The following is a 13,328-nucleotide window of genomic DNA, read 5'->3' on the forward strand; positions in this document are numbered from 1 at the left end:
CCGTCGTCACGATCCGCCGAGTCGCCACCCGTTCGTCACTCGATCGGATGCGCCGCGCAGGTCAGATGAGCGGATCGGCCGGGTAGGCGCCGGGTCCGGTATCCGCGGGCCGGTCCGATCGCGACACAGCAGCCGACGCTGACCCCGGCACGGCGGTCGACGCCTGCGCCGATCCCGAGGCTGCCTCGGCAGCCGACCCCGCGGACGACGCGGCGGCCGAGGCCGACGCGGCCGCCACCGTGAACGGGAGGTGCGCCGCGAGCACCGTCGGGCCACCGACCGGGCTCATCAGCTCGAGCGAGCCCCCGACACCCCGGAGACGCTGCTCGAGCCCGGCGAGACCGTGGCCCTCGAGCGGTGCCGCTCCTCCGCGCCCGTCGTCCATCACCGTCACGTCGAGCCACGACGGCACACCGGCACCACCGGGCGTCGCACCGCCCACCGCGCCGGCCACCGCCGCGGCCGCGCCGGCCTCCGCGCCGACGGGCGGCCGCACCGCGACCCGCACCTCCACCGACCGGGCTCCCGCGTGCTTGGCCGCATTGGCCAACGCCTCGCTCGCCACGAAGTACGCGTTGCGTTCGATCTCCTGCGGCACCCGCAACCCCACCGGGAGCGCGCTCACGATCCGCGTCGGCACGGGACTCCGCACCGCCGCCGACTCCAATGCCGCCACGAGCCCTCGATCCATCAGGATCGGCGGCGCGAACCCACGCGACAGCGACCGCAGCTCATCGAGCGCCTCGCGTGACTGGGTCATCGCCTCGTCGATCAGCTGCCGTGCCCGCGCCGGATCGGTGTCGATCTGGCGCTCGGCGGCCGCGAGGTCCATCTGCAAGCGCACGAGGCGCTGCTGCGGTCCGTCGTGGATGTCGCGTTCGAGCCGTCGCAGGGAGTGCCCCTCGGCGGCCACGGCGGCCCCGCGCGACGCCGAGAGCTCCAGCACCTCGCGACGCAGCGCATCCGACCGGAACGGGCCGAGCATCCCGCGCGCGATTCCGTAGTGGATCGACACCAGCCCCCGGGTGATGAACGGCAGCGTCACCAAGAAGATCACGCCGGCCACGAACAAGACGATGTTGTCGCCGAGCCGTTCGTCGACGCCCGTGCTCGTGCCCGGAACGAAGAAGTCGACGATGACGCTGTAGAGGCTCCATCCGCGGTCGCCCTGAGGAATCCACCGGCTGTAGAACCAGTACGTCACACCGCCGAGCCCGCTCGCGACCCAGGTGATCGTGATCGACCAGGTCGTCACGCCCACGACGAAGTTCACGACGGAGCCGTGCAGCAGAGCGAGCCAGTAGTGCCCGTTGCGAAACACGGTGAACATCCGCGTGAACCAGCCACCCCCGGTCACCACCCGCCATTCGGGCGTCGGGATGCCCGGGAAGCCCGCCGCGCGCAACCGCAGCACTTCGAAGGCACCGAATCCCCGGGCCACCCACATCGTGGCCACCAGCAGGAAGAAGCCGACCACGATCACCAGAGTGCTGACCCCCGTGCTGAACAGGGTGACCAGGGTCACGAAGCTCGCGATCACGATCGGCAGCGTCGGCAGCAGGAAGCCGAGCTCGCGCGGCACACCACGCCAGAGGTTTCCGTAACGGATGCCGCGACGGGCGGGAGGCGATGACGCCATGCGCGGGCCTCCCTGCTCCTCGTGCGTGTGCTGATCGGCGTGCCGCCGACTCTCGTCGGCCTCGATGCCGACGACTTCGTCGTTCTCAGTGGTGGTCATGTCCGGTCCCTTCGATTGTCCCAGCACCCTGGCCCGGTTCGACAACCACGAACTGGCCCATCATGCCCTGGTCTTCGTGCCACAGGAGGTGGCAGTGGTACATGTACGGCGCATCCGGATCGGCGTAGTCGTCGAACCGCATGATCAGGCGCACCTCGGTGTCGGGTGGCAGGTACACGGTGTCCTTCCACCCCCCGAGCTCGGGTGGAGGAGGCGCACCGCCCACGCTCAGCACCTGGAACTGCACGTCGTGCACGTGGAAGTTGTGGGGCAGCTGCATCTCGTTCCGCACCGTCCAGAGTTCGGTGGCGCCGAGCTCCACGACCTGGTCGATGCGGTCCATCTGCATCACGTCGTCGTCGATGGCGAAACCGTCGAGGGTGATCGTGCGCCGGGCGGTCACGTCGGATTCGCGGAGGCGCTCGATCGTCGTCAGCCTGGCCGGCGCATCCGGGGCCGAGGCTGCCGGTGTCAACGACGCCGCGGCCCGCAGCTGCAGCACGTCGAAGCGGTCGGCGCCGCCGTTGCGACTCGCCACTTCGGGCTCGGTGCCGAGATCGGGCGGGGTGGACCGCAGCGTCGTGGTCTCGCCGGGAACGAAACGCACCACGATCTCGGCCCGCTCTCCGGGAGACAGACGGATGCGCGTCGCCGGCACCGGCGCATCCAGCAGCCCGCCGTCGCTCGCGATGAGCTGCACGGTGCGGTCGTCGGCGAACTCGAAGTCGTAGGTGCGCGCGGTCGAGGCGTTCAGCAGGCGCAAGCGCACCGCCTCGCTCGTGACGTCGAGGTAGGGACCGAGCGTGCCGTTGACGAGGAGCGTATCGCCGAGGGCGCCGACGAAGCCGCGGGTGCCGTCGTCGAAGGCGCCGTCGGAGGTGAAACGTTTGTCTTGCACGATGAGAGGGATGTCGTCGACGCCGTAGTTCCTCGGGAGCGCGAGGGCCGCTTCCTCCGGATCGCGCACGAGGAAGAGCCCCGCGAGTCCGCGTGCGACGTGCGCCTCGGTGCGGCCGTGCGGATGCGGGTGGTACCAGAGCGTGGCGGCGGGCTGGTCGATGGTCCAGGTGGGCGACCATGTGGTGTCGGGAGCGATCGGCTGGTGCGGACCGCCGTCCATCGCGGCCGGGAGGTGCATGCCGTGCCAGTGCACGGTGGTGGCCTCGGGGAGTTCGTTGCGCACGTCGACGCGCACCTTCTCGCCGCGATCCGCGACGAGAGTGGGGCCGAGGTAGCTGCTGTTGAAACCCCAGGTGGGTGTCTGTGCACCGGACTGGAATTCGGTGGTGCCGGTCTGTGCGGTCAGGTCGAAGACGCGGGTTCCGGATGCGTCGAGCCGGCCTTCGTCGAGGGGCGGAACGGCGAGCGCACGGTCGAACTCCACCGCTCCGACCGTGTCGACCCGCCCGCCGTCGAGCAGTCCGGGCACGATGCCGCCGAGCGCACCGCACCCGCCCAGTCCGATGGCGAGTACGGCGCCGCCGGCGAGCAGCACCCCCGCGGCGGCGAGGGTGGCGCGCGGCCTCCGCACTCGCGTGCGCGGTCCGATTCGTGGGGATGTCCTGACCATGTCCCCAGCCTCGCGAAATCGCGGCGCTCCCCCCATCCGGCCCGCTCACGAATCGGGGGTGGGGTTATCCCCCGTCCCCGCTCCCACTCGTCCCGAATCGGGCCAAAAGAGCGAGGGAAGGCCGATTTGGGGCGAGTCGCGCGAGCTCGCGACGCGGTGCCCGCGAGGGCGCACGCTACAGGCCCTTGTCGACGACCCAGGGTGAGCGCGAGGCCGGGGCGCGAGCCCGCGACGCGGTGCCCGCGAGGGCGCACGCAACAGGCCCTTGTCGACGACCCAAGGTGAGCGCGCGGCCGCGTCAGCGACCGCACGCGAACATGTCGCGCGGCGCCGGGCAAGGACCGGTGCCGCCCGAGGACGCCGCGCGAAGCACGGCGCCCGAGGACAGCTAGCGCCGGCGCCGGACGTCAGGCAACAGGGCGCCCCACGACCGCCCCCGAACCGCACTCACCCACACCCCCGCGCCGTAGGCGAGGTCGTCGAGGCGGCGGGCCAGCGCGAACCGCACCGGATCGAGCCTCACCCGCGTGCGCCGGTGCTCGATCGCCACGTCGGCGAGGTGCGCGACGAGAACCGCGCGTCGCAGGCGGGCCGATAGCAGGCATCCGATCGCCACCGCCGGCCACCAGTGCCGCAGCAGCAGAGCCATGGCCTGCACGAGCGAGGCGAGCAGTCCGTTGGCGGTGAGCCCCGCTGCCACCCGCACCGGATGCTCGCTCTTCGACAGCTTCGACGCCAACCGCCACACGGTCACCGCACTGATCGCGAGCGCCACCGGCACCGACCACCGGCGTTGCGCGAGCAGAACCGCCACCACTGCGGCGCTCCACGGCGCGAGCACGGCGGGCGCGATGTCGTGCGGGTGCCGTTGGGCGAGCGGATGCGCGCCGGTTCCGTAAAAGGACTTCCGCGCCATCCACTCGCCCACCGTCGTGCGGTGCTCGTGCCACACCGTCGCGGCGGGTTCGTAGCGCACGCGGAGGCCCTGGTCGGCGAGCCTCCACACGAGGTCGACGTCTTCGCCGACGCGCATCCCGGCATCGAAACCGTCACCGAGGGCGTCGACGCGTGCCACCAGGAACGTGCTCGACACCCACGACACTGGCGCGCGCTGGCGCACGATCGCGGGCTGTTCCCCGAGGTCGAGGCTCGATCGGGCATCTTCGTAGCGCCCGATCCAGTTGAGGCCCTTCTCGCCCGGCAGCCCCAGCACACGCGGGGCGACGAGGGCGACCTTCGGGTCGGCGAAGTGGCGGAGCAGCGTGTCGACGGTCTCCGGATGCGCCACCACGTCGGAGTCGACGAACACCACGAACGGGGTGGTCACGAGCCGCAGTCCCGCGTTGCGGGCGGCCGCGGGGCCGGCGTTCTCGGCGAGCTCGAGCACCTCCGCGCCCCACCGCGCGGCGGCGGCGCGGGTGCCCCCGGGGTCGACGGAGGCGTCGTCGACGACGATGATGCGCGGGTGCGCCACCGACGCGGTATCGCGCTCGCCGGGCGCGGGACGCGCTCGCCCACCGCGGCCGATCGGCCACCCGGGCCCGCCTTCGGGTGAGGAGCTCGAGCGCTGCGGATCACCGTCGCCACCCGACACCGCGCCGGAACGCGAATCACCCCACCCCCGGGGCCCGGGCATGGCCGCAGACGACGTGAGCGCCGCGAGGAGGCGGTCGAGCGCCACCGGACGATCGCGCACGGGGATGACGTAGGTGACCTCGGCCGGGTCGCCCGGCCGAAGCGTCGAGACGACGGGGTCGGCGATGCCCGCCTCGAGCAAGCGGTCGGCCAGCACGGCGGTCGGGCGGTCGCGGATACGCAGCTCGCGTCCGTCGAACAGGCCAGCGGCCGCAGCGGTGAGGTAGAGCACGCGGGTGGGCGCGCCGCCGATGAGTGCGCGCCCGCCGTCTTTCACCCGCACCCGCCGGTTGAGTCGCACCACGCTCCCCGGCGGTAGCCCGCCGGACCGCGGCGCCTCCGCCGCCCCTCCGACGTGATCGTCGCCCGAGCCGCCACGAGCGCCGCCCTGTGACGCGTCGATCCGGGGTGGGGTGCCGCCATGCGCCGGCGTGCCGGAATGCGGTGGGGCGTCCGACTGCGGTGACACGTCTGCCTGCGGTGGCGTGCCGCCCTGCGGATGCGTGCCGTCGCGCGGCGAGGCGCCCGCCCGCGGTGGGGTGCCCCCCTGCGGTTGCGTGCCGTCGCGCGGCGAGCCGTCCGCCTGCGGTGGCGTGCCTGCGCGGCGATCGGGCGGTGGGTGATCCGTCATCGCAGCATCCCACGGGGGTCGGGAGCGTCGGCGGCGACGCGACGGAGGGCATCCGTCACCATCGCGTCGAAGAGCGCCGCGCCCTCGGCAGCGGTCGCTCCGCTCGGGTCGCCCAGGATGCCTGACTCCGACACCGCGGCGACACCGCCCGCCGCCAGGAGGGGCAGCAATTCGGTCATCGGCGCCGTGTTGCCCGCACCGGGCAGCGGAAGCCGCACCGCCGTCGGCGCGAGGTGCAGCATGAGCGAGGTCTCGGTGCGCCCGGCGTGCGCGTCGCGCACAGACCCGCCGAGCCCGGCAGGCGCGTCCGCCACGGAGCCTGCGGGCACGGCGGGCGCATCCGCCAGCGCCCCGGCCTCGCCGGCTCTCGACGCCGCGCCGCGCTCGGGGGCCGGCACGGCACACGGCAGCCACGCGACGCCGTGGTTCTCGGCGCGGAGCTGGGGCACCGCCGACACGAGGGTCGCCACGTTGCCGCCGTGGCCGTTCACGATGACGACCCGCGCCGCCCAGGTCGACAACGAGCGCACCAGTTCGATCAGCACGAACCGCAGTGCCTCGTGTCCGATCGAGATCGTGCCCGGGAACGACTGGTGCTCCCCGCTGGCGCCGTAGGCCAGCACCGGCGCGACCACCACCGGGTCGCCGGCGGAACGCATCCGTTCGCCGACAACGGATGCGACGGCGCGCGCGATCACGGAGTCGGTGTCGAACGGCAGGTGAGGTCCGTGCTGCTCGGTCGACCCGATCGGCAGCAGAACGGTCGCGCCCGGCGGCACGGACGGCCAGCTCAGGGCGTCGAGTCCGGTCACGTCGCCCACGCTATCCGTTGGGCTCCCCGAACGCCCGCGACGGCCTCTTCCCGCCACAGGTTCGCGTCGAGAAACGCAAACGTGAAGTCCACCTCGTGCTACTTCTTCTCAGCCTCGGCCTTCGCCAGTGGCTTCGCGGTGCGCGTGCGCGGCCCCGCCTTCGACCCGGCGCCGGCCGGCGGCGCAGCAGCGGCGCTCGACGCCGCAGCCGACGATCCGGCAGCACCCCCGGCCCCACCGTCGTCACCCGCGGCCGATCCCGCCCCGAGCGTGCGCGTGAACCCTTCAGGAATCACGAGGTCATCAGGCCCGAGCTCGTGCACCGACGCATGCCCGGTGCCGAGCACCGCCGAATCCAGTCCGCCGCGCAGGATGTCGAGCACGTTCTCCACCCCGGCCTGCCCGTTGGCCGCGAGCCCCCAGAGGTAGGCCCGCCCGATCATCACGGCCCGGGCCCCGAGCGCGACCGCCTTCGCCACGTCTCCGCCGCGCCGCACCCCACCGTCGAGCACGACCTCGATCTGGTCGCCGACCGCCGCAGCGACCGACGGCAGCATCCGGATGGTCGCCGGCGTGGTGTCGAGGTTGTTGCCGCCGTGGTTCGACACCGAGATCGCGGTCACACCGGCGTCCACCGCACGGAGCGCGTCGTCGATCCGCGTCACGCCCTTCAGCATGAACGGCCCGCCCCACTCCTCACGCAGCCATGCGACGTCTTCCCACGTGGGCGGCGGTGTCTGCATCCACTCGTAGTAGGCCCCGAAGAACGTCGGCGCCACGCCCCCGGGCGGCTGCAGGTTCGGCGCGGTCAGGTCGGGCAACTCCCGCCGCCGCAGGTACGCCAGAAGCCAGGCCGGATGCGGCAGCACGTTCGGCGCGAAGTTCACCATGGTCTTCAGGTCGAGCTTCTCGGGAATCGAGGGGCTCCCCCAGTCGCGCCCGTTCGAGAACGACCAGTCGAGGGTGGCGATCAGCCCGCGCGCACCGGCCTTCCGGGCCCGGTCCATCCGCTGGATCATCGCATCCCGCGTTCCCGTCCAGTACATCTGGAACAGCGTGTTCGGGTTCGCCGCGACGACCTCTTCCACCGGCTTCGACGCGAACGAGGACAGCCCCATCGTGATGCCTCGATTGGCGGCGGCGCGTGACACCGCGACCTCGCCATCGGGATGCACGGCCTGCACCCCCGTGGGAGAGATCATCACGGGGAACGAGAGCGGCAGCCCCATCACCGAGGTCGAGAGATCGCGGGAGGGCTTGTGCCCCGCGACGTGCGGCGCGAATCCGATCTCCGAGAAGGCGCCGATGTTGTCTTCGATCGTGAGGCCGCGCTCGGAGCCGGCCACCAGGGCCCCGTACACCGAGGAGGGCAAGCGCTTCTGCGCCCGGCGCTGCGCCTCGGCGACCGTTTCGAACCAGGGATTCGCCATCGAATTCTCACTCTCTTCTCGGTACGACGTCGACGAGAACAACTGCCGACATTCTATCTGACACTCGGTGCCAAAACATCATCGATCATGTTCGGAACAACTCCCCCAGCGCCGGCGCGATGTCGTGGAAGGTGCGGATGGCGTGGAACCCACCCCGCCCGATCCGCGCCAGTTCGCGCCCGAGCTCGACATCTTTCTCTCCGCTCGTATCGAGCAGCACGTCGAGCCGGGGCAGTCGCCCGGCGAACGGTCGCGGGTCGGGCCCGGCGTTGTGCACGCAGTCGGAGAGCAGGATGACGCGGGCATTCCGCGGAGGCACCCCCGCCAGTTGCGTGGCCGCGAGCTGCAGCGGGAACGCGATGTTGGTGAGCCCACGGGCCGGGATGCGGAGCATCTCGTCGAGCAGCTCCATGGGGCGCACCGGGTCGCCGAGCCGCTGGAGCACGGCGGCATCCGACCAGAACGCGATGACCGCCAGCGCGTCGTGCCCGCCCTGCCCGATCTCGGCGGCGAGCGCCCCCACGGTCGCCGCCGCAGTGCGCACCCGCTCCCCTTTCATCGACCCCGACACGTCGACCGCGAGCACCACGGAGCGCCGGGCGCGCACGCGTTCGCGCACGATGATATCCTCGTCGTCGGGCACCGGATGCTCGGCGAGCATCTCGAGGGTCTGGTCGAGGTCGATGTCGTCGCTCCCGCCGCGATACGGCACGCTCGCGAAGTGGCCCGAGCCGCGGTCGCGCGCGGTGTCGACCTTGGGCTTCGGCACCGAGAGGCGGGCCGCGATCTGCGCGGCGCGGGCTCGCACCACCGGGTCGAGTTGAGGATCCTCGTCGCTGAGAGGGATGACGGAAGCCGGGTCGTCGGTGAATCCCGCCCCCGACCCGGTCGGCCGACGCGCACCCGAGCCGGCGGAACGCCCCGGCTGCGGCCGCAGCACGAGCCCAGCGCTCGAACCGGCCACGTCGAACACGGTCGGATCGGCGTCGAGCTGCTTCGGCTTGCGCCTCAACGGCTTCGCCCCGCGCGGAGGCTCAGCACTGCGTCGCGACACCGGGGAGTCGGCCTCGACGGCTCTTCATCCGGGCTCGGCGCGGGCGGGCTCCAGGATGAAGTGGTCTTCCCAGATCTCGCGCAGCACCCGCTCGGGCGTTGTCTCGGCGGCTTCGTCGAGGTGGATGCGCCCCGACAGCGACACGAGCATGGCGTCGAAGAGGGTGGTTCGATAGGCGTCGTCGGTCGGCGCCGGTGACGACTCGTCGAACCCCCGAAGCGCGAACAGCTCGTGCGCCACCAGGGCGCAGTCGATCGCGCCCCGCACGCTGGAGCCCTGCCGCACATCCGGATGCGTGCGGGTCGCCCGGGTGAGCGCGACGGCGTCGGGGATGATGCGTTCGGCCAGCGGGCCCAGCAGTCCGGTGCGGAGCGCGACGATGCCACGTTCCGATTCGGCGTCCTGGTAGCCCACGACGATGCGGTTGAGGCGGTCGGCGACGCTCGTCGAGAGCCGCGTGGTGCCGACATTGTCGAAGGGGTTCATCGACGCGATCACCCGGAAGGTGGGCTGCGCTTCGATGAGCCCCACCCGCGGCACCTCGATCGCGCGGTCGGCCATCGCGGTGAGCAGCGTGTTGAGGGTGTCCTCCGGCGCACGGTTGAACTCCTCGATGTAGAGGAAACCGCCCTGTCGCATCGCTTCGACCAGGGGCCCGGCCACGAAGTTGTCGGCGCTGTAGTCCTCGCGCAGCACCCGTGCCGGGTTGTGGTGGCCCACCAGCTTCGCCGGCGTCAGGTCGGCGTTGCCCTCGACGAAGAGCAGCGGGATGCCCCACTCCTCGGTGATCGCCTTGAGCATCGTCGTCTTCGACGTTCCCGGCGGGCCCTCGAGCACGAGGTCGCGGCCGGCGGCGACGGCCGCGAGCGCGAGTTCGAGCTCGCGTTCACGGCCCACCAGGTGCGCGGCGATCCTGCGGCGGGTCTCCGCCACATCCGTCTCACCCATGCATCCATCCCTCCAGCCCGGTCGACCCGGGCACAGCCCTCACTTGATCGTGTACCCGGCGTCGATCTTCAGCTCGGTTCCCGTGACGTAACGCGCCTCGTCGGAGGCCAGATACAGCACGGCGTTCGAGATGTCGATCGCCTCCACCCAGGGGATCGGCAGCGCGTTGGTGGTGGCGAAGATCTCGGCCGCCGCCTCCTGAGTGGGGTGTTCGACATCCGGCATGAACAACCGGAAGGTCGCCTCGTTGAGGATCATGTCGGTGGCCACACCCGTGGGATGCACCGTGTTCACGCGGATGCGGTGCGGAGCGAGTTCCAATGCGAGCGTGCGCATGATCCCGACCACGGCGTGTTTCGACGCGGTGTAGGCCACCACGTTCGGCGTGCCCTTGAGACCCGCTGCCGAGGAGGTGATGATGATCGACCCGCCCGTGCCCTGCTCGATCAGGTGCGGGATGACGGCTTTCGCCGTGTGCCAGACGCCTTTCGAGTTGATGTCGTTCACCATGTCCCACTCGTCGTCGGAGACCAGGTGCGACTGCTCACCGAACGCGAAGATGCCCGCGTTGGCCGACACGATGTCGACGTGCCCGAGTTCGGCCACGCCCTCGTCGAGGGCGGCCTTCAGCGCGTCGTAGTCGCGCACGTCGGCCTTGCGCGCCACGATCCGCCGATCGAGCGCCTCCACCTGGCGCACCGTCTCGGCGAGATCCTCCTCGGTGGCGCCCGGGTAGAACCGGTCCATTCCGGGAATCGACTCCGCGATGTCGATCGCGATGATGTCCGCACCCTCCGCCGCCAACCGCAGGGCGTGCGACCGCCCCTGCCCACGGGCGGCGCCGGTGATGAAGGCGACCTTGCCGTCTACGCGTCCCATCCGGCGGCCCTCACTTCACCGCAGCGCCGGCGTCGACCGGCAGCATGACGCCGGTGACGTAGCGCGCTTCGTCGGAGGCCAGCCAGAGCACTGCGTTCGAGATGTCGACCGCTTCGACCCACGGAATGGGCAGCGCGTTCATCGCGATCGCGGCGTCGGCGAAGTCCTGCTTCGTGGGGTTCTCGAGGTCGGGCCGGAACAGGCGGTAGATGGCGTCGTTCTGCACCATCGGGGTGTCGACCGTGGTGGGGTGGATGCTGTTCACGCGGATGAAGTCGGGTGCGAGCTCCAACGCCAGGGTGCGCATGAGCCCCACCACGCCGTGCTTGGCCGAGACGTAGTGCGAGATGTTCGGGTAGGCGAAGATGCCGGCATCCGAACTCGTCAGAATGATCGACCCGCCGTTGCCGCCGGCCCGAAGGTGCGGGATCGCAGCCTTCGCGGTGCGCCACACTCCCCCGAGGTTGATGTCGATCATGTTCTTCCATTCCTCATCGGGAATGTCTTGCGACAGGTTCGGCGAACCCGAGATGCCGGCGTTCGCCGAGACGATGTCGAGCCGGCCGAGTTGGGCGACGCCCTCGTCGAGCGCTCCCTTCAGCTGGTCGAAGTCGCGCACGTCGGCCTTGCTGGCGACGATGCGGCGGTCGAGCGCTTCGACCTGCCGCACGGTTTCGGCGAGATCCTCCTCGGTCGCTCCGTCGTAGGGGTTCTCGGGGATCGCCTCGCAGATGTCGATCGCGATGATGTCGGCGCCTTCCTGCGCCAGCCGGATCGCGTGCGAGCGCCCTTGCCCGCGAGCCGCGCCGGTGATGAATGCGACCTTTCCTTCTACACGCCCCATTGCGTGCTCCTTTCGTCGTGAGCCCGCAGGCCCGTGAGCCCGGAGGCTCGGATCTATTTGATGAGCGAACCGGCATCCACCGGCAGAGTGACGCCGGTGACGTAGCGGGCCTCGTCGGAGGCGAACCACAGCACGGCGTTCGAGATGTCGACCGGATCGACCCACTTGATCGGCAGCGCATTGAGCGTCTGGAACCGCTCGCCCACCACGTCGCGAGTGCGCTCGGCCAGCGGCAGGTCGCCCGCGAACAGCGCGTAGGTGGCGTCGTTGTGGATCATGTCGGTGTCGACACTGGTCGGATGCACGGAGTTCACCCGGATGAAGTCGGGCGCGAGTTCGAGCGCGAGGGTGCGCATCAGCCCCACCACGCCGTGCTTCGCGGCCACGTAGTGTCCGATGTTCGGGATGGCCATCAGTCCGGCCGTCGACGAGGTGAGCACGATCGATCCGCCCTTGCCGCCCGCCTTCAGGTGCGGCACGGCCGCCTTGACGGCGTGCCAGACGCCGGTGAGGTTGGTGTCGAGCATGTCTCCCCACTGCTCCTCGGTGAGCTCCTCCATACTGCCGAAACTGAAGATGCCCGCGTTCGCGGCCACGATGTCGAGGCGGCCGAGTTGTGCGACCCCGTCGTCGACCGCCGCTTGCACGGCCTCGTAATCGCGCACATCCGCTCGCGTGGCGACGATGCGCCGATCGAGCGCTTCGACCTGGCGAACGGTCTCCTCCATGTCGGCCGGAGTCGACATCGGGTAGGGCACCGAGTCGATCTGGTCTTCGATGTCGACCGCGATGATGTCGGCGCCTTCCTGCGCCAGCCGGAGCGCGTGGCTGCGCCCCTGCCCCCGTGCCGCGCCGGTGACGAACGCCACCTTTCCTTCTACACGCCCCATTGCGTGCTCCTTTCGGTTGATCTTCTCGACGCCCGGATGGTCGGGTCAGTACTGCGTGTTGCCGGCGTCGACCGTCAGCTCGAGACTCGTGACGTAACGCGACTCGTCGGAGGCCAGGAACAGCACCGCGTTCGACTGGTCGACCGGCTCGGTGATCTCGATCGGCAACAGGTTGGCGAGCATGCCGCCGAGCTTCGGATGCGCTTCGAGCAACGGGCCGAACGCCCCGCCACCCAGCGTGCCCATGGGCGTGTTGACGCCGGTGGGGTGGATGGTGTTCACCCGCACGTTGTACTCCGAGAGCTCGGTCGCGTAGGCCCGCATGAGACCGACGACGGCGTGCTTCGAGGCGACATAGGCCGAGAGGAACGGCAGGCCCTTGATGCCCGCGGCCGAACTCGTCATGATGATCGATCCGCCCCCGTTGTCGATGAGGTGCTGCGCGGTGGTCTGCAGGGTGTTCCAGGTGCCCGTGAGGTTGGTGCCGATGGTCTGGTTCCAGACGTCTTCGGAGGTGCCCTTCCAATCGGCGATCACGCAGATGCCGGCGTTCGCCACCACGATGTCGAGCTTGCCGAGCTGTGCCACGCCCTCGTCGACCGCGGCTTTCAGGGCGGCGCGGTCGCGCACGTCCACCTTCGTGGCGATGATCCGGCGGTCGAGAGCTTCGACCTGACGCACGGTCTCGGCGAGATCCTCCTCGGTGGCCGAGGGGTAGTCGATGTTCGGGATGTGGTCGGCCAGGTCGACCGCGATGATGTCGGCTCCCTCTTCCGCCAACCGCACGGCGTGCGATCGACCCTGTCCGCGGGCGGCTCCGGTGATGAAAGCGACTTTGCCTTCGACTCGACCCATTGTTTGTTCCTCTCTCTCCACACACGGGTCGTGGATGCGGCC

General features: G+C 70.7%; 11 protein-coding genes. All 11 read right to left on the reverse strand.

What is annotated here, in order from left to right:
• Positions 1 to 61: 61 nt before the first annotated feature.
• The 11 genes from N1027_RS17595 to N1027_RS17645 all read right to left on the reverse strand — a co-directional run bounded on the left by N1027_RS17595 (position 62) and on the right by N1027_RS17645 (position 13,286).
• Positions 62 to 1,738, reverse strand: a complete 1,677-nt coding sequence (locus tag N1027_RS17595) for a sensor histidine kinase (protein WP_259509596.1) — start codon at positions 1,736 to 1,738, stop codon at positions 62 to 64.
• Positions 1,725 to 3,308 (reverse strand): multicopper oxidase family protein, encoded by a 1,584-nt coding sequence (locus N1027_RS17600; RefSeq protein ID WP_259509598.1) that lies wholly within the window; start codon positions 3,306 to 3,308, stop codon positions 1,725 to 1,727. Before N1027_RS17600 ends, N1027_RS17595 begins: the two co-directional genes overlap by 14 nt.
• Positions 3,309 to 3,696: 388 nt before the next feature.
• Positions 3,697 to 5,574 carry a mycofactocin biosynthesis glycosyltransferase MftF gene (mftF, locus tag N1027_RS17605; RefSeq protein ID WP_259509600.1) on the reverse strand — a complete coding sequence of 626 codons (1,878 nt, stop codon included), beginning with the start codon at positions 5,572 to 5,574 and terminating at the stop codon, positions 3,697 to 3,699.
• Complete coding sequence (gene mftE, locus N1027_RS17610; RefSeq protein WP_259509602.1) at positions 5,571 to 6,386, reverse strand: mycofactocin biosynthesis peptidyl-dipeptidase MftE; 816 nt, start codon at positions 6,384 to 6,386, stop codon at positions 5,571 to 5,573. Before mftE ends, mftF begins: the two co-directional genes overlap by 4 nt.
• Before the next feature lie 98 nt (positions 6,387 to 6,484).
• Positions 6,485 to 7,816, reverse strand: a complete 1,332-nt coding sequence (gene mftD / locus N1027_RS17615) for a pre-mycofactocin synthase MftD (protein WP_259509604.1) — start codon at positions 7,814 to 7,816, stop codon at positions 6,485 to 6,487.
• Positions 7,817 to 7,901: 85 nt separating this feature from the next.
• Positions 7,902 to 8,828, reverse strand: a complete 927-nt coding sequence (locus N1027_RS17620; RefSeq protein ID WP_259509606.1) for a vWA domain-containing protein — start codon at positions 8,826 to 8,828, stop codon at positions 7,902 to 7,904.
• A 66-nt stretch (positions 8,829 to 8,894) separates the two neighbouring features.
• Entirely contained in the window at positions 8,895 to 9,818 is a 924-nt protein-coding gene (locus N1027_RS17625) for an AAA family ATPase (RefSeq protein ID WP_259509608.1), read from the reverse strand.
• Between the two features lie 39 nt (positions 9,819 to 9,857).
• A complete protein-coding gene (locus N1027_RS17630; protein ID WP_259509609.1) occupies positions 9,858 to 10,697 on the reverse strand; it encodes a mycofactocin-coupled SDR family oxidoreductase in 840 nt (279 codons plus the stop codon).
• A gap of 10 nt (positions 10,698 to 10,707) precedes the next feature.
• Positions 10,708 to 11,541: a mycofactocin-coupled SDR family oxidoreductase gene (locus tag N1027_RS17635; RefSeq protein WP_259509611.1), complete on the reverse strand. Its 834-nt coding sequence runs from the start codon at positions 11,539 to 11,541 to the stop codon at positions 10,708 to 10,710.
• A gap of 53 nt (positions 11,542 to 11,594) precedes the next feature.
• Positions 11,595 to 12,431: a mycofactocin-coupled SDR family oxidoreductase gene (locus N1027_RS17640; protein ID WP_259509613.1), complete on the reverse strand. Its 837-nt coding sequence runs from the start codon at positions 12,429 to 12,431 to the stop codon at positions 11,595 to 11,597.
• A 45-nt stretch (positions 12,432 to 12,476) separates the two neighbouring features.
• Positions 12,477 to 13,286: a mycofactocin-coupled SDR family oxidoreductase gene (locus tag N1027_RS17645; RefSeq protein ID WP_259509614.1), complete on the reverse strand. Its 810-nt coding sequence runs from the start codon at positions 13,284 to 13,286 to the stop codon at positions 12,477 to 12,479.
• Between the last annotated feature and the right edge of the window lie 42 nt (positions 13,287 to 13,328).

The sequence above is a fragment of the Herbiconiux aconitum genome (assembly GCF_024979235.1).
In the GTDB taxonomy this organism is placed as follows: Bacteria; Actinomycetota; Actinomycetes; order Actinomycetales; family Microbacteriaceae; genus Herbiconiux; species Herbiconiux aconitum.